General features: G+C 71.4%; 16 protein-coding genes and 3 tRNA genes. 12 read left to right on the forward strand and 7 right to left on the reverse strand.

Annotated elements, in window-relative coordinates:
• Positions 1–295: 295 nt before the first annotated feature.
• The 8 genes from CAE01nite_RS00260 to CAE01nite_RS00295 all read left to right on the forward strand — a co-directional run bounded on the left by CAE01nite_RS00260 (position 296) and on the right by CAE01nite_RS00295 (position 7447).
• A complete protein-coding gene (locus CAE01nite_RS00260; RefSeq protein ID WP_146898401.1) occupies positions 296–1225 on the forward strand; it encodes a hypothetical protein in 930 nt (309 codons plus the stop codon).
• A gap of 681 nt (positions 1226–1906) precedes the next feature.
• On the forward strand, positions 1907–2407 hold the full coding sequence (locus CAE01nite_RS17945) for a hypothetical protein (RefSeq protein WP_186816349.1): 501 nt from the start codon (positions 1907–1909) through the stop codon (positions 2405–2407).
• Positions 2408–2493: 86 nt separating this feature from the next.
• Positions 2494–2913: a hypothetical protein gene (locus CAE01nite_RS00270; RefSeq protein WP_222595775.1), complete on the forward strand. Its 420-nt coding sequence runs from the start codon at positions 2494–2496 to the stop codon at positions 2911–2913.
• Positions 2914–3104: 191 nt separating this feature from the next.
• Positions 3105–4256, forward strand: a complete 1152-nt coding sequence (locus CAE01nite_RS00275; RefSeq protein WP_146898404.1) for an FtsK/SpoIIIE domain-containing protein — start codon at positions 3105–3107, stop codon at positions 4254–4256.
• A 56-nt stretch (positions 4257–4312) separates the two neighbouring features.
• Positions 4313–4561: a WhiB family transcriptional regulator gene (locus CAE01nite_RS18885; protein ID WP_371862881.1), complete on the forward strand. Its 249-nt coding sequence runs from the start codon at positions 4313–4315 to the stop codon at positions 4559–4561.
• Between the two features lie 119 nt (positions 4562–4680).
• Complete coding sequence (locus CAE01nite_RS00285) at positions 4681–6105, forward strand: replication initiator (RefSeq protein ID WP_222595776.1); 1425 nt, start codon at positions 4681–4683, stop codon at positions 6103–6105.
• A gap of 17 nt (positions 6106–6122) precedes the next feature.
• Positions 6123–6314 carry a helix-turn-helix domain-containing protein gene (locus CAE01nite_RS00290; protein WP_146898408.1) on the forward strand — a complete coding sequence of 64 codons (192 nt, stop codon included), beginning with the start codon at positions 6123–6125 and terminating at the stop codon, positions 6312–6314.
• Complete coding sequence (locus CAE01nite_RS00295; protein ID WP_146898410.1) at positions 6311–7447, forward strand: site-specific integrase; 1137 nt, start codon at positions 6311–6313, stop codon at positions 7445–7447. Before CAE01nite_RS00290 ends, CAE01nite_RS00295 begins: the two co-directional genes overlap by 4 nt.
• A gap of 161 nt (positions 7448–7608) precedes the next feature.
• Here CAE01nite_RS00295 and CAE01nite_RS00300 read toward each other — a convergent pair.
• Together CAE01nite_RS00300 and CAE01nite_RS00305 are read right to left on the reverse strand one after the other, a co-directional pair.
• Positions 7609–7681, reverse strand: a tRNA-Arg gene (locus tag CAE01nite_RS00300).
• A gap of 181 nt (positions 7682–7862) precedes the next feature.
• Positions 7863–7951: transfer RNA gene (locus tag CAE01nite_RS00305), tRNA-Ser, on the reverse strand.
• A 116-nt stretch (positions 7952–8067) separates the two neighbouring features.
• Here CAE01nite_RS00305 and CAE01nite_RS00310 point away from each other — a divergent pair.
• Positions 8068–8565 (forward strand): GNAT family N-acetyltransferase, encoded by a 498-nt coding sequence (locus CAE01nite_RS00310; RefSeq protein ID WP_246130909.1) that lies wholly within the window; start codon positions 8068–8070, stop codon positions 8563–8565.
• A gap of 216 nt (positions 8566–8781) precedes the next feature.
• On the opposite strand, the gene CAE01nite_RS00315 is transcribed toward CAE01nite_RS00310, so the two are convergent.
• The 4 genes from CAE01nite_RS00315 to CAE01nite_RS00330 form a co-directional block, all read right to left on the reverse strand.
• On the reverse strand, positions 8782–9543 hold the full coding sequence (locus CAE01nite_RS00315) for an anti-sigma factor family protein (protein ID WP_146898412.1): 762 nt from the start codon (positions 9541–9543) through the stop codon (positions 8782–8784).
• Positions 9540–10049 carry a sigma-70 family RNA polymerase sigma factor gene (locus CAE01nite_RS00320; RefSeq protein WP_146898414.1) on the reverse strand — a complete coding sequence of 170 codons (510 nt, stop codon included), beginning with the start codon at positions 10047–10049 and terminating at the stop codon, positions 9540–9542. Before CAE01nite_RS00320 ends, CAE01nite_RS00315 begins: the two co-directional genes overlap by 4 nt.
• A gap of 235 nt (positions 10050–10284) precedes the next feature.
• Entirely contained in the window at positions 10285–11898 is a 1614-nt protein-coding gene (locus CAE01nite_RS00325; protein ID WP_146898416.1) for a methyl-accepting chemotaxis protein, read from the reverse strand.
• Between the two features lie 76 nt (positions 11899–11974).
• Positions 11975–12066 (reverse strand) — tRNA-Ser (locus CAE01nite_RS00330).
• Between the two features lie 89 nt (positions 12067–12155).
• Here CAE01nite_RS00330 and CAE01nite_RS00335 point away from each other — a divergent pair.
• Together CAE01nite_RS00335 and CAE01nite_RS00340 are read left to right on the forward strand one after the other, a co-directional pair.
• Positions 12156–13133, forward strand: a complete 978-nt coding sequence (locus CAE01nite_RS00335; protein WP_146898417.1) for an NAD(P)H-quinone oxidoreductase — start codon at positions 12156–12158, stop codon at positions 13131–13133.
• A 50-nt stretch (positions 13134–13183) separates the two neighbouring features.
• Entirely contained in the window at positions 13184–13813 is a 630-nt protein-coding gene (locus CAE01nite_RS00340; RefSeq protein WP_146898419.1) for a bacterial proteasome activator family protein, read from the forward strand.
• 56 nt (positions 13814–13869) lie between these two features.
• On the opposite strand, the gene CAE01nite_RS00345 is transcribed toward CAE01nite_RS00340, so the two are convergent.
• Entirely contained in the window at positions 13870–14730 is an 861-nt protein-coding gene (locus CAE01nite_RS00345; RefSeq protein ID WP_146899745.1) for an EamA family transporter, read from the reverse strand.
• Between the two features lie 256 nt (positions 14731–14986).
• Here CAE01nite_RS00345 and CAE01nite_RS00350 point away from each other — a divergent pair, with 256 nt between their 5' ends.
• Positions 14987–15469, forward strand: coding sequence for a hypothetical protein (locus tag CAE01nite_RS00350; protein ID WP_186816350.1), 483 nt, complete (start codon positions 14987–14989; stop codon positions 15467–15469).
• Positions 15470–15625 lie beyond the last annotated feature (156 nt).

Raw genomic sequence — 15625 nt, forward strand, 5'->3', positions numbered from 1 at the left:
TTTTGAGGCCAGCCACTGTGCGGAAGATCGGCAGAGGCCTTCGATGCAAGCCCTAGAGCTACGCATACCTGGGAACTACTGGGACTCCCTTCTGTATGACGGCGTCCTTTACCTATTCACGCGATCTGGCGAGATTAGGGCTCACAACTGGGACCAGCTGGTTGCGTCCGTCGCGTGGAGTGACGATACAAGGCCGCTAGCGATGCAGTTTCTAACGCGAGGGAAGGCGTGGTACTCGGCCGAACTGCAAGCGGTTCTACGAAGTCCCACGACAGCAGCCCATTTTGAGCGACTCGTGAGCGAGCTGACTAAAACGCGAAGGAGCGTCACACATGACGCCCTGCGAAAATCGCTCTCAAAGTCTGCGGCTTCGCCGCTATACCCGCATTCTGACGTCGAGACGTACGCGAACAACGTGTTCATGTCCGGACCGGAGGGCGTCTACCAGGGCGCACTCGGCACGAAGGTAGATTACGACTTCGCGAGAGTACTCGACGCGCCCGCGCTCCGCGTAGCGGCAAGTTACCGCAGGCTGGCCGTAGCTGCAGGCTCGGAGGGGCTTCTCGAGAAGCCTCTAGCGACTCGTCGACGGGACTACGAAGGGGACGATTCGCGGCTCCTTAGCGAGCGATATGCTCAGAGTTGCAGTTGGGCGCGTTTCGACGTCGTTGCAAGTTCTCACCGTGGGGATCTGGGATATCTTGTTGCTTTCACCAAGCCGGAGCGCGACCGAACCGCCCCAGACGAGGGCCGAGATCTGATCGGCGTGGTGAATGCCCGGGCGCTGTTCGATCGTCCGAGGGGCTATATGTTCGCAGCCGGTGATCAATTGATCCTTGTTCACGAGTCTGGTGTGGATCTCGAATCGTGGAACCCGTTCCGACGCAGGGAAGGGTATGGTGCGGACGTTGAGAGATCGGTAGTCGGGCGTCGTACGTTCTCCCGGAAGGGATTCACCCAAGGGGTACTCGACGCCGGCGGATCTGTTTTCGGCATCGTGGTCGAACATGACAACGACCTGGAAGTCCTTGCAAGCGATGGCACCTCAAAGCGACTACCCGAACCTGTCAACTGGCGATGCTTTCCACGGTCGGCCCGCTACGTGAACCACCTTCACGTCACCTACGACGACCATGTGCGGATCTACGCGTACGTACACGACTACTTCTTGCGTGGTGAGCGAGGGCCAGCGACCGGCAAGCCAAAGCAGGTTGTGCTCGCTTGATCGCGTCGTTTCGTTGTGCCGCCTCCGGTTGCCCTGCCCGACCGCGGCCCGGCCCGACGTGGCGCCCCGGTGAGTGATACTGGACTGGTGCCTCCTCTCATCCGTACGGTCCCTCCGGAGACCGAGCACACGCGCAGCTTCCGAACGCATGCCGCGTACCAGTCCGCTTTCCGCGCGCTCGCCTTCGGCGGGCGCTCGAGGGGTAGGGAGCACTACCTACCCGAGTTGGCCGAGCGGGCGGTAAGCGCGTTCAGTGGTCGGGTGAAGCCGCTGACGCCCGACAAGCTCGTAGATCTCAAGACGATCCGAGCGTGTCTTCATCGGGCCTGGGGCACGGAGGCCATCCTGTGCACGACTGTGGGATTGAGCAGTGGCGCCGATATGACGCGATTGACTCTCGCCTGGGGTTCAGTGCAGACCTACTACGCGAGTTATAACGCCGTGCAAGCCTTACAAGTCGCGAGTGGCAAAACTCGCACAGAGGAGCACCACCTAACTCAGCGGGAGAACGTCGACTTGTGGGTCAATCGTCGCCAGATGACCCTTGCGCCATGGTCGCTCGCCGCTGCAGAACCCGGGGCGAGGTTGACTTGCACTAGCGGCTTCCTGAACGGGCCTGGCCGGGCGTTGGACCTGTCTCTGCACCCTTGGGCGGTTCCAGTTCCGGGTCAGGAGTGGGACTTGGCCGGGAAGGCGCTTCGGTCGACAAGAGAGGATGCGGTCGAGGAGGCCTGGAAGCGCGAGCGCGAGCAGAAACGGAAGGCGCGTCGACGTGCCTGGACCACTGAAGAGGAGGCGCGCCTCGACGCTGGCCGGAAACCGCGAAAAGGCGGACCCCCCGCCGGTCTGCCGCAGTTGACACCCGCGGAGAAGTTGGACGTCCGACGCCGCGTTCGGCCTTTCACTCTACTGGACTACCTCTTCCGGCTGCGGATTAAGGCGAACTACATCGACGTTGATGTCTTTAGCCAAGGTCCCGACAGCGATCATGCCGCGACGGCTTTCGCTTGGGGGATGCAGGATCTGGTAAGCGCGACGCTCCTGGTCCACGAGATGAGGCTCAGCATGCTTCTCGGGCCTAAATGGGTGTTGGAGGAAGCCGACGGGTGGATTGCCGACCATAGAGGGCTGCCGGCATCTGAGGGCGTAGCCGCGCGACGCGCGATCCTGGCTGCCTTGTAAGCCGTCCGTCGGCGGGCGACACGTTGGTGGACAGCGTCGGGCGCCGACGAGTAGGTGCAGCTCCCCGTGCGGTGCATAGTTGTCGCATGGCAACGAACACGGGCGGCCGCGATGCGGTCGAGTGGGACGCGATGGTCGACACAGCGGTCAGGTTCCTGGAGGAGCAAGCTCGCCTGCGCCGGACGGTATCTTACACAGAGGTCAATAGTGCGATCGCTCGTCGCGGAGGTCATCGCGCGTTTGATTTTGATCATGACGGTGAGCGCGGCGCAATGGGCGAGTTGCTGGGTGACGTGACGCGGAAACGGTACGAAGCTTCGGGAGCGATGCTTTCGGCGATCGTTATTTATCTCAACGAGAATGACGCGGGCCCGGGCTTTTATCGCTTCGCTGCGACGCTCGGGCTGCTGCCGTCCGGAGCATCGAAAGATCAAAGATTGACCTTTTGGCTGGGCCAGGTGGGTCGCATCCATGACCACTACGAGCGTGGCCGGATCGTCGACTGAGTCGAGAGCGAAACCTTCAGCACCATGGGCTCATCACCTCTCTGGCTGGTCAGGACCAGACGACAGCGACGTGGTGGCACGGGTCGCGGGGACCAGCCGTGGGGCGTCCGTGGTCCTGCCCCGGAGGCAGGTCCTCGTCTTGGACACGGGGCTGTCGGCGCGACGCGTGCTCTTCTGGCTAGGGTTGCCTCATGGCTTCGGCCGAGTTGCGACGTGCAGTCGAAATTGCAAGCGAACAGCTGGCCGGCGTGGAGCCGCGGTGGACACACGTCCGGGCAGTGGGCGAGCGCGCGGAAGTCCTGTGTCGTGACCACGAGCTGCCCGACTATCTCGCGGCCGCGGCATGGCTGCACGACGTGGGCTACGGCGACGACATCGTTGCTACTGGGTTCCATCCACTGGACGGGGCCCGCTTCCTGCGGCGCATCGGCTCAGGAGACCCCGTGACGTCGCTTGTGGCGTACCACTCTGGACTCACGGCGTCGGTGGCGCCGTTCGAGCCGGCCGACCCACCGGTGTTGAAGTCGCTGCCCTTGGCGCGGGGAGAGGACGGGCAGGTCCACCGCGTGCGAATCCTTGGAGCGCACCTGCTGATCGTTGGAGCGACCGGGGCCGGGAAGGGGTCGGTGCTGTGGTCCCTGATCAGCGCCCTGGCCGCTGGGATCCGCGACCAACTGGTGCAGGTCTGGGCAATCGACCCCAAGGGCGGCATGGAACGGGCCGCCGGTGCTCCGTTATTCGCCCGGTTCGTCTACGGCGACACCCCCGACGGCGGAGACGACACCGGGTACGAGGTGCAGTTCGCCCAGGTCCTCGAGGACGCCGTCACCGTCATGCGCCGCCGGCAGTCCGCCCTGCGCGGCCGGGCCCGCCTGCACACCCCCACCACGGCGGAGCCGCTGATCGTGGTGATCATCGACGAGCTCGCGTCCCTGACCGCCTACATCAATGACCGGGACGCCAAGCGGCGCATCATCGCCGCCCTGTCCCTGCTGCTCTCGCAAGGCCGCGCGGTCGGGGTGTCAGTGGTGGGGGCGGTGCAGGACCCGCGCAAGGACATCATCTCGATGCGCGACCTGTTCCCCACCCGCATCCTGCTGCGGGTCACCGAACCCGAGCACGTCGCCCTCACCCTCGGCCAAGGGGCACGCGACCGTGGCGCCACCGCCGACCTCATCGACGACGCCACCCCCGGCGTTGCCTACATCGGCCAGGACGGCGTCCCCGAAGCCGCCCGCGTCCGCTTCACTCACGTCACCGACGACGACATCACCGCCCTGGTCCAGCAGTACGCGCCACGGGCGGCGCCCATGCTCCCGGGCGCGATCCCGGCGGTGGTCTGATGCCCACCCACGGACTGCCGGCTCGCTGGGACCGCTTGGGCCTCGACAGCGAGTGGATGCGACACGGTGCATGCCTGGCGCGGACCGACCTGCCGTGGACGGCCGACGCTCACCAGACCAGTTCGCCGAAACGGCGTGCGATGGCGGCTGTCTGCGCCGACTGCCCAGTCCTGACGCGATGCGCGGAGTTCGCTTCGCGCGCCCGGATGACAGGCGGCTTCTGGGCTGGCACGGCGCGCGATGAGCTGCTGGTGGCTCGGGTACAAGGACCGCTGGCTTCAGGCGACGTCGGCGGTGCCGCATGACCCGCGCGCCGCTCAGCATCACGGACGACGTCGTCCGCGCACTCGCGTTGGCGGAGGCGGTGTGTGTCCGGCCCGTCATGCGGTGAGTCACCGACCGTGCCAACGGAGCTACCACCACGGTGGCCATCCCCTGCGGCTCGACCCGAGACTCGAAGTGCCCGAGCTGTGCCGCGAAGGCCCGCCGGCTGCGGATGACCCAGTGCGCCGAGGGCTGGCACGCCGACGTCGAGCCGGTGCCGCTGGACAAGCCTTCGCCGACCGAGGCCTCGGCAAGCACGGACGACGATGACGAGGTCGACGTCGACGACGCGTCTGGACGCCAGACCCGATCCACCCGCCGTCGATCTGACGTTCCCGACCTGCCGACGCGTCCCGTCGAGAACCGCACGGTGGGGCAGGTCTTCGCCGCCCCGGACGGCAAGACCTACCGGCCCTCGATGTTCATCACGCTAACCCTGCCCTCGTACGGCAAGGTCCTCCCCGGCCGTGGCGTCCCGGCCGATCCACGCGCGTACCACTACCGGCGGGCAGCGCTGGACGCCCTGCACTTCTCCCAGCTCGTCGACCGGTGGGTGCAGAACCTGCGCCGCTGCGCGGGCTACAAGGTCCAGTACTTCGGCGCCGTCGAGGCCCAGCGCCGCCTCGCCCCGCACTTCCACGTCGCCGTCCGTGGTGCCATCCCGCGGGCCACAGTCCGGGCCGTCACCGAGGCGACCTACTTCCAGCTGTGGTGGCCCCCGATCGACCGTCCGGTGTACGTCCACCGCCAGCCGGTGTGGGACGGCCAGAGCTACCGCGATCCCGACAGCGGCTTCGCCCTGCCGACCTGGCAGCAGGCCATCGCAGCCCTCGAGGACGACCCCGTTGCCAAGCCGGCGCACGTGATGCGGCTGGGGCAGCAGGTCGACATCAAAGGCCTCATCGCGGGCACCCCGGACTCCGACCGCGCCGTGCGGTACTTGACCAAGTACCTCACCAAGGCCGTGGCCGAAACCTACGGCGATGGGGACGGCGCCGACGCGGCCTACGAGGCCCACATCGACCGCCTGCACGAGCAAGTCCGTTGGCTGCCGTGCTCGGAGGAGTGCGCGAACTGGCTGCGGTTCGGGGTCAAGCCCAAGAACGCCGGGCCCGGTCTCATGCCCGGGTGGTGCCCGTCCAAGGCGCACGACCGTGAGCACCTCGGCGTCGGTGGCCGCCGGGTGCTCGTCTCTCGCAGCTGGTCCGGCAAGACGCTCACGGAGCACAAGGCCGACCGGGCCGCCGTGGTTCGAGCTGCGTTGGAGGCCGCCGGTATCGCTCCCCCTGCCGCGGACCGGATGGCGGCGGAGACGCTCGATGAGGACGGGCGACCTCGCTTCATCTGGAGTGATGTGCCGGTGGCCTCCCTCGACTACGCGCGGATCGTCATGGCCACCGTGATCGAGGCACGACGTTGGCGCGCTCAGTACGACCGCGCAAAGGCCCTCACGGGCGGCGCCGATCCGCCTGTGGACAACGGTTCGGCAACCGGCCGGCCGATGTCGCTATCCGCTGCTGTCTGACGAAGGGAGGGAAGGCCATGGAGAAGCTCCTGCTGACCGTCGGTGAAGGGGCGGTCGTCCTGGGCGTCGGCAAGTCCCGCGTGTACGACCTCATGCGGCTCCGACAGCTGCGCAGCGTAAAGATCGGACGCTCACGAAGGGTGCCGGTGGACTGCCTGCGCGCGTACGTGGAGCGCATCGCAGCCGAGGATCACGAGGTGCTCCCGTGACGAGGCGTCGGAACGGTGAGGGGTCGGTCTACAAGCGATCCGACGGTCGCTGGACCGGCGCGACCTACGTGCTCAACGCCGACGGGGGACGTCAGCGGCGCCAGGTCTACGGCGCCACGCCCGCCGAAGTCGCGGAGAAGATCGCCGAACTCCGGGTCCGGACGGCCCAAAGTCTCCCGTCGGCCGCCAACCGGTCGACGGTTCGGACGTTCGGCGATCTGTGGCTGGCACAACTGCCCGGGTCAGGACTGAAGCCGGCGACCGTGAGCAACTACCGGTGGACGCTCGAGCGGTATGTGTACCCGGAGGTCGGCTCGGTCCGCCTGACGGCGTTGACGCCTCAGCACGTGCGCCAGGTGATGACCGCGGTGACTCGTCGAGGCGCCTCGGCGAGGACCGCGCAGCTCACCCGCGCCGTGCTCCGGTCGATGCTGGCTGACGCCGAGCGGGAGCAGGTCGTGCACCGCAACGTCGCCACACTGGTGCGCGGGCCGCGCGTCGAGCGGGTCGAGGTCGTCCCATGGTCCGCGCAGGAGGCAGCGAAGTTCCTGGCCTCCATGCGCGAGCACCGGCTCTACGCCCTGGTCGCGGTCGGCATCTCTCTCGGCCTGCGCAAGGGCGAGCTGCTGGCGCTGCGGTGGGACAACGTCGACCTCGACGGCGGGACCCTGCGCGTGGTGGAGACGGTGCAGCGCCTAGGCAAGGGGGTCGGCCTGGTCACGGGCACCCCCAAGACGGCACGGTCACGCCGAACGGTCCCGCTGCCGGAGGTCTGCCGGCACGCACTCCTCGAGCACTGGGAACTCCAGGACAAGGAGCGAGAGGCCGCCGGCGCCAGCTGGACCGAGCACGGCCTCGTCTTCACCACGCGCACCGGGACCGTGCTCGAGCCTCGCAACGTCAATCGGCTCCTCGACGAGCGCATCGCGGCAGCCGGACTCCGGCGAATCCGCTTCCACGACATGCGGCACACGTGCGCATCGCTGTTGCTCTCGCAGGGGGTCCCGGTGCGCGTCGTGATGGAGGTCCTTGGCCACTCGCAGATGGCCATCACGACGGACCTCTACGGGCACGTGATGCCGCCTGCGACCCGCGCCGCAGCGGCTGCCATGGACGAGGTGCTCGGCGGATAAAAGCGCAGGTCAGAGGCCTACCCGGGTGATGGGCTGCTGTCAGGGCTGCTGTCGGTGTCGCCGCAGCGGCCGACGGAATCGCCGTCCAAGCCGAAACCAGAACGGCCCCGGATCCGCGTTTCCGCAGGTCCGGGGCCAGTTCTGGTCGCTGTCTCAACGAGTGCGCCCGAAGGGATTCGAACCCCCAACCTTCTGATCCGTAGTCAGATGCTCTATCCGTTGAGCTACGGGCGCATGGCCTCACGGCCGGGTAGAACGATAGCGCCCCGCGGGCGCGGGCCCAAACCGGGCGGGTGGTCGGGCGGCGTGGGGTCGGTCACGCCGGCGTCACCGGGACGGGGGTCCGCCGGGACGAGAGCTCAACGCGGCGACACGCAGAAGGCCCCGGTTCCATGGGAACCGGGGCCCTGCGATGCGGAGACGGTGGGATTTGAACCCACGGAAGGGTTGCCCCTTCACGACCTTAGCAGGGTCGCGCACTAGACCTGGCTATGCGACGTCTCCAGGCCCGCACAGGCTACCTGCACGTCGGACCGGCTCGCAAAGCGCCCCGGACGCCCCGATCCGTTCCGCGGGAGGGGCAGTCGGGATAGGGTCGTGCGGCCCCGAGGAGGTCCATCGTGCCCATCACCGTCACCACCGTCCGCCCCGAGAACTGGGTGGAGTTCCGTGACATCCGGCTGCAGATGCTGGCCGACACCCCCATCGCCTTCGGCGAGACCCTGGCGCACGCCGAGGGGACCAACGAGGCCGGCTGGCTCGCGCGGATCGCCCGGGCCACCCAGCCCGACCGGACGGCCGTCGCCGCTGTGGACGAGACCGGACGCTGGGTCGGCACGATGAGCGCCTACCTCTCCGGGCCGGGCGTCGCCACGGTGGCCGCGGTCTGGGTCGCGCCCGAGCACCGTGGCGCCGGCGTCACCGACCAGCTCATGGACGCCCTCGTCGCCTGGGCCCGCGACACGGCTCACGCCACCGCGCTGCGCCTGACGGTGCACGAGCAGAACGCGCGTGCGGCCGCGTACTTCGAGCGTGTCGGCTTCCACGCCACCGGCGAGACGCAGCCGTACGAGCTCGAGCCCGGCGGCGACCTGCGGGTCATGCAGCGCGACCTGTAGACCTACCGGCACCGTCAGGCCCGTCCCTCACGACGGCGGCGCCCGTCCCCCTGGGACGCGGGAGTCACGGGCACGGTGCGGATCGGCTCCCGTCCGCGCCGCCGACTGCCCACACGCCGGCCGACCGCCTTGCTGGCACGCCACCGGGCGCGGTGTCGCCCACGCCGGGTGAGCGTCAGCCGCCACCCGGGACGACCCGGGCCGGTGCCCGGCGGTTCACCGCGCGGTGCGCAGGAGGATGGTCCCGTCCTCGGCCAGGACCTCCAGGCTCGCGATGTCGTCCCCGCGGACGGCGGTGGCGGCGTCGATCGTCAGCTCCTTGCCGGCGACGGCGTTCCAGGTCGCCACCTGCTGCTCCTGGCCGTCGGTGTCGCGGACGACGAGGGAGTACTCGGCGTCGCCCGCGGAGCCGTCGCCGCTGTCCGGGGGGTAGGCGCACTCGAGCTGGATCTTCGTCCCCCACGCCACCTCGCGCAGGCTCGCGTTGGCGGACAGGGCGGTCTCCACGGCCCGCACGAACTCGAGCTCCTCGGTCGGCTGCGGGGTCTGGGCAGCGGTCGGCGGGGTCTGCGCAGCGGGCGGCACGGGGTCGTCGTCGTCGAGGACGGCGATGAACCCGACGGTCACCGCTGCGGCACCCACGGCGACCGTCGTGAACCAGCGGGCCGTGCGCAGGCGCCGCTCCCGGCGCTCCTCCAGCTCGACGCGGTGCAGTGCACCGGCCAGCAGGGACGGCGGGGCGGGCGCCTCGAGGTCCACCAGCGCGCCGTCGGGCGCGTCGAGCGACTCCACCACCTCCACCGGCAGGCGGCGCAGCATCCCCGGCAGGCCGGCCAGCTCGGCGACGGAGCGGGCGCACGCGGCGCACCCCTGCAGGTGCTGCTCGTACTGGGAGCGCTCGAGCGGTGACAGCGCCCCGAGCAGGTAGGCGGCGTCGTCCATCTCGAACGGGTCGGACGACGCGGGCGTGTGGTTCATTCGATCACCCCCATCTCCTGCAGGACGAGCCGCAGGGCTCGCAGCGCGTAGTGCGTGCGTGACTTCACGGTGCCAGCCGGGACCCCGATCCGCTCGGCGGCGTCAGCCACCGACCGGCCGTGGAAGTAGCACTCGACCAGGACCTGCCGGTGGTCGGCGGACAGCCGCTGCAGCGCCTCGGCCACCAGCCAGGTCTGGAGCGCGCCGTCGGTCTCGTCGCGGGTGGCGGGCTCCGGCAGGTCGGCGGTCACCACCTCGAGCCGCGACCGGCTGGACCGCCACTCGTCGATGACCAGGTGCCGGGCGACCGTGAACAGCCACGCCTGCCGCTCGTCGGTCTCCGCCTCGAGTATCCGCGGCGACCTCCACGCACGCAGCAGCGTCTCCTGCACGACATCCTCCGCCCGGGCCCGGTCACCGGCAGTCAGCCGCAGGACGAACCGCCAGAGCGCGGGCCCGCACTGGGTGTGCAGGTCGCGCATCAGGTCCGCACGGCTGGCCGCCATGGTGCACCTCCTGATCTCACTACGACGGCGGGGCGCGGTTCGTTCACCGGACGGACCCCGCGCACGTCCGGCGTGACGCAGGTCACCGTAGGGCAGGCCACCCACCGCCATGGCGCGTTCGGGCGCGCGTCGGGGTCCGCCGGCGCGCCGCAGCGGACGACGAAGGCCCCGGTCCGGGCGGCACCGTGGGGTGCGCGCCCGGCCCGGGGCCCGTCGCGGCAGGTCGTGCCGCGGGTCAGTACCGGAAGGACCCGACCAGCACCTTCAGGTCGGACGACATGCGCGCCAGCTCGTCGACCGCGCGCTGCGACTCGCCCGCACCCTGCGTCGTGAGGGCCGCGGCGTCGGCGACGCCGGAGATGTTGACCGCGATCTCGCCGGAGCCGGACGCGGCCTCGCTGACGTTGCGGGTCATCTCGTTGGTGGTCGCGGTCTGCTCCTCGACGGCCGCGGCGATGGTCGCCTGGAAGTCGTTGATCGACGCGACGATGCTGGAGATGTTGCCGATCGCCTCGACCGCGCCGGTGGTGTCGGCCTGGATGGCCTGCACCCGGCGGGCGATGTCCTCGGTGGCCCGGGCGGTCTCCTGCGCGAGCTCCTTGACCTCCCCCGCGACGACGGCGAAGCCCTTGCCGGCCTCCCCCGCGCGGGCGGCCTCGATGGTCGCGTTCAGCGCCAGCAGGTTCGTCTGCTCCGCGATGGACGTGATCGCCTTGACGACCGTGCCGATCTCGCGGCTGGACTCGCCCAGGCGGCTGACCGTCGTGGTGGTCTCCTCGGCCGCGGACACGGCCTGGGCGGCGATGCGGGACGCCTCGCTGGCGTTGTGCGCGATCTCGCGGATCGACGCGCCCATCTCCTCGGTGCCGGCGGCGACCGTCTGGGTGTTGCGGGACACCTGCTCGGCGGCCGCGGAGACGACCCCGGCCTGCGCTGCCGTCTCCTCGGCACCCGACGCGATCTGCACCGACGTGGCGGCCAGCTCGGTCGCGGCACCCGCGAGCGAGTCGGAGGACGCGTCGATGGTGGACACCATGCTGCGCAGCGTGCTGAGGGCGTTGTCCAGGGCGACCCCCATCGTGCCGACCTCGTCACGGCTGGTGAGCCCGGCCGCGACCGTGAGGTCGCCGTTCTCGAGAGCCGTCACGCTGGCCCGCACCCGGTCGAGGCCGCGGACGATGGTCCGGGCCACGACGAGGCCGATCGCGAGGGCGACGGACAGGCCCACCACGAGCAGGACGATCGACGTCGTGCGGCTCTGCGCGTACTGCGCCTCGGACTCCTCGATGAGCTCGCGCGCCGTCTCCTTCTCGTTCTCCACGAGCGCCGTCAGGGCGTCCGACATGGTGGTGATCGCGTCGGCGGCCGCGCCGTCCCGGGCGGCCTCCCACGTGGCGATGTCGTTGGCGCGGCCCGCGGGCAGCAGCTCGTCGTGCAGGACGACGAGGTAGGCGTCCAAGCCCCTCTGGAAGTCGGCCAGCGCGGCGCGGTCCTCGGCGCCGGTGAGCATGGGCAGGTACGAGTCGACGGCCGCCGGCAGGCTCTCCTCGAGCTCGGCGATCTGGGTCTCGAACTTCGTCATCTCGGCGTCCTGCGTCGAGATCGCCTGGTTGGCGGCGCTCAGCCGCAGCGACAGCGTGTCGCGGCGCAGGCCGGCGGCCTTCTCCAGCCCGAGCACCTTGTCGTCGTACATCAGGTTGGTGCTGGCGTTCGACGCGCTCAGAGACGAGAGGCCGACGAGCCCCACGGTGGCGGCGACGACGGCGGCGACCAGGACGGCCGCGACGATCTTGGTCCGCACGCTCAGGTCGGCCAGCCGGGAGCGCCGCGGCGGCGTGGTGGTGGTCATGTGTGGGGTCTCCGGAGGTGGATCAGGGGGTCGGTGTCGACCCCCTGATCGGCCGGGACGCGCCGGAGTGAAGGAGCGGAGGGCGTGGGATTCGAACCCACGAGGACGGGGTTGTCCCGCCCCAACGGTTTTCAAGACCGTCTCTTTCGGCCGCTCAGACAGCCCTCCCGTGCGGGGACATCATGCCAGCACCGACCGCCGGTCCCGGGCCCACCGCCGATGCACGGACCTCGCGGGCCGGGCCTAGGGTCGTGGCCGTGCGAGCCGTCACCGTCCCGACCCCGGGGGGCCCCGAGGCCCTCGTCCCCACGACCGTGCCGGACCCGGTGCCCGGCCCCGGGCAGGTCCTGGTGTCCGTCGCCGCGGCGGGCGTCAACCGGGCCGACCTGCTGCAGCGGGCGGGGCACTACCCCTCACCGCCCGGGGCGCCGGACTGGCCGGGGCTGGAGGTGTCCGGCACGGTCGCCGCCGTGAGCCCGGACGTGGACGTCTGGGACGTCGGCGACGAGGTGTGCGCGCTGCTGGGCGGGGGTGGCTACGCGGAGCGTGTGGTCGTCGACGCCGCGCACGTGCTCCCGGTCCCGGACGGCGTCGGGCTCGTCGACGCCGCGGCGCTGCCGGAGGCGGTGTGCACCGCCTGGTCCAACCTGGTCGACGTCGGCCGGCTGCGCGCCGGTGAGCAGGTGCTCGTCCACGGCGGGTCGGGCGGCGTGGGGTCCGTCGCGATCCAGATCGGCGCGGCCCTCGGGGCGCGCGTGCTGACCACGGCCGGCGGTCCGGAACGCGCGGAGCGGTGCCGGACGCTCGGTGCCGCCGTGGCGATCGACCACCGCACCGAGGACCTCGCCGAGGCCGTGACCCGGGCCACCGACGGACGGGGCGTCGACGTCGTCCTGGACGTGCTGGGCGCCGGGGGCCTGGCGGCGAACCTCGCGTCGCTCGCGACCGGGGGCCGGCTCGTGGTGATCGGCACCCAGCGTGGACGCCGCGCCGAGATCGACCTGGGGCTCCTGATGAGCCGCCGCGCAGCGGTGCTCGGCACCACGCTGCGGGCGCGTCCGGGCGAGCAGAAGGCGGCCCTGGTGGCCGCCGTCCGCGAGCACGTCTGGCCGATGGTGGCCGACGGGCGCGTCCAGCCCGTCGTGCACGCGCGGGTCCCGCTGGACGACGCCGCCCGCGCGCACCGCATGCTCGACGCCGGTGAGGTGTTCGGCAAGCTCCTGCTCGTCCCCTGACGCCGCCCCGCGCCGCTGCGGCCCGGCGGCATCCGGGTGACCATGGGGCCATGACCCACGACCCGCAGGCCCCCCACCCGTCGCTCGCCGCCGGGCCCTCGGACCTGCCTCCGCACGTGCCGTCCGACGCGCCCGCCGGCGGCGGCGCGGCACCCCGGATCGTCGTCGTGGGTGCGGACGGCCGCCCCGCGGACGCGCCGTCCGCGGAGCCCGCCGCCGCCGGGCTCGAGCCGGGACTGCTCGTGGACCAGCCGACCAAGGTGATGCGGATCGGGACGATGGTCAAGCAGCTGCTCGAGGAGGTCCGCAGCGCCCCGCTCGACGAGGCGGCGCGGACGCGCCTGGCGGAGATCCACGCCCGATCCGTCCGCGAGCTCGAGGACGGCCTGTCCCCCGAGCTCGTCGAGGAGCTGCGCCGCATCACCCTCCCGCTCGATGACAGCGCGCCACCGTCGGACGCGGAGCTGCGGGTCGCGCACGCCCAGCTGGTCGGGTGGCTGGAGGGCCTGTTCCACGGGATCCAGACGGCCATGGTCGCCCAGCGGATGGCGTCCCAGGCGCAGCTCGCCCAGCTGCGTCATGCGCTGCCGCCCGGTCCCGGCGGCGGGGCCCCGGCCGGACCGGGGGCCTCGGGCGTAGCCGAGCCGGACGGCCGGCAGGCGCCCGGCCAGTACCTCTGAGTCGGGCGCACGCCGGACCCGGTCCCGCCACGGGCGGACCTGCGCAGCGGTGCTGCCTACGGCACGGGCGCCGCGGCCACCGCCGGCGCGGGCCGCCCGGACGTCAGCGCGATCGCACCCGACACCGCCAGCAGCCCGACGACGTCCAGCGGGTGGGGCCACTGGCGCAGCACGAGCGCGCCCACCAGCGCCGCCGTCGCCGGCAGCAGGGCGAGGAGCACCGCGAACGCCGCCGGACCGACCCGGCGCAGGACGACCTGGTCGATGGCGTACGGCACCGCGGACGACAGCACCCCGACGCCGAGCACCGCCAGCGCGAGACCGCCGTCGGACAGCACGGGCCCCGCGTCCGCGGCGAGGAACGGCGCGAAGACGACCGCGCCCGCGGCCATCGCCAGGGACAGCGACGTGACCCCCGAGCCGCCGATGGCGACGCGCCGGCCGAGCAGGATGTAGCCGGCCCAGCACACCGCCGACAGCAGGATCGCGACCAGCCCGACGACGACGTCGGCCCCCCCGCCACCGCTGACGGTGACCCCGGCGAGCAGCGCGACACCGGCCGCCGCCAGCACGATGCCGACCCGCTCGCGCCACCCCCGGCCGGCGACCGCCGCCACGCCGATGGGCCCGAGGAACTCGATCGCGACCGCGGTGCCCAGCGGCAGGTGGTCGATGGCGACGTAGAAGGCGACGTTCATCGCCGCCAGGACGGAGCCGAAGGCCGCCACGACCGCGAGGTCCCGGCGGGTCCAGCGCAACCGCCACGGCCGGCGCCAGGCGACCAGCACGAGCGCGGCGACCACCAGGCGCAGCCACGCGACCGTGGGGGCCGCCAGCACGCTGAACAGGCCGACGGCGATGGCGGCGCCCACGTACTGCGTGAGCCCGGACGCCACGAACAGCGCGGGTGCGGGCACCCGCGAGAGCCGTCCGTCCTCCACCGCTGCCCCTGTCCCGCACTGCGCTGCGGCCGGGCGTCGCCCCGGCCGCGGGGGCCGGTCGGGCCCCGACGCGGACGCTAGCCCACCCGTGCCCGACCGTGCCCGCCGCGCTCACCCGCGCCCACCCGTGCCCGCCGCCGGCGACCCGGTGAACCGCGAGCCGGGTCGGCGCGTGGAGAGGAGAGAGCACCGGGCGACGTCGATCCGATCGCGTGAAGAGGACGTGAGAGCCATGGACTCCACCACCGTCTCGTCGCTGCTGCGCGGCCTGACGGCCGCGGGCGTGCTGCTGTCGGCCTCGGTGCACCTGCAGCTGTGGGCGCAGGGGGTCCGGGTCGTCCCGGTGATCGGGGAGGCGTTCATCCTCAACGCGGTCGGTGGGCTGGTGCTGGCCCTGCTCGTGCTCACGTGGCGCAACCCGTTGCCGCTGCTCGGGGCGATCGGCTTCGGGCTGTCGACGCTCGCGGCGTTCGGGCTGTCGGTCACTGTGGGCCTCTTCGGGTTCCTCGAGCAGGCGGCCGGCGTCCCCCAGCTGCTGGCGGCCGCCTCGGAGGTCGCCGCGGTGGTCTTCGCGGCCGCAGCGCTCGTCGTCGAGCACCGTCACCCGCTGCCGCGCACGCCGTCGCGGCGGGAGGCGCACGGCGTCCTGAACACCTCTCCCGTGCACCGTGCGGCCGCCGCGGCGCCGGTGCACGACGACGCCCGGCGCAGCTGAGCCGACCGGCGGCGCCGGACGGGGGCGACGCCGGACGGGGGCGACGCCGGACGGGGGCGGCGCCGGCGACCTCGCGCCCCGTCCGCACCCGGACGCACGTCCGGGCGCCGAGGTCGGTGGACCTCGACGCCCGGACGTGCGGACCTGCGGGTGGGA

The sequence above is a fragment of the Cellulomonas aerilata genome (assembly GCF_007991755.1).
In the GTDB taxonomy this organism is placed as follows: Bacteria; Actinomycetota; Actinomycetes; order Actinomycetales; family Cellulomonadaceae; genus Pengzhenrongella; species Pengzhenrongella aerilata.

What these genes read in the sequence shown, in the direction of transcription:
- CAE01nite_RS00270 (WP_222595775.1), top strand. Translation starts at nt 2,494, where the DNA reads ATGGCAACGAACACGGGCGGCCGCGATGCGGTCGAGTGGGACGCGATG.
- CAE01nite_RS00275 (WP_146898404.1), top strand. Translation starts at nt 3,105, where the DNA reads ATGGCTTCGGCCGAGTTGCGACGTGCAGTCGAAATTGCAAGCGAACAG.
- CAE01nite_RS18885 (WP_371862881.1), top strand. Translation starts at nt 4,313, where the DNA reads ATGCGACACGGTGCATGCCTGGCGCGGACCGACCTGCCGTGGACGGCC.
- CAE01nite_RS00290 (WP_146898408.1), top strand. Translation starts at nt 6,123, where the DNA reads ATGGAGAAGCTCCTGCTGACCGTCGGTGAAGGGGCGGTCGTCCTGGGC.
- CAE01nite_RS00315 (WP_146898412.1), bottom strand. Translation starts at nt 9,543, where the DNA reads ATGAACCACACGCCCGCGTCGTCCGACCCGTTCGAGATGGACGACGCC.
- CAE01nite_RS00320 (WP_146898414.1), bottom strand. Translation starts at nt 10,049, where the DNA reads ATGGCGGCCAGCCGTGCGGACCTGATGCGCGACCTGCACACCCAGTGC.
- CAE01nite_RS00325 (WP_146898416.1), bottom strand. Translation starts at nt 11,898, where the DNA reads ATGACCACCACCACGCCGCCGCGGCGCTCCCGGCTGGCCGACCTGAGC.
- CAE01nite_RS00340 (WP_146898419.1), top strand. Translation starts at nt 13,184, where the DNA reads ATGACCCACGACCCGCAGGCCCCCCACCCGTCGCTCGCCGCCGGGCCC.
- CAE01nite_RS00350 (WP_186816350.1), top strand. Translation starts at nt 14,987, where the DNA reads ATGGACTCCACCACCGTCTCGTCGCTGCTGCGCGGCCTGACGGCCGCG.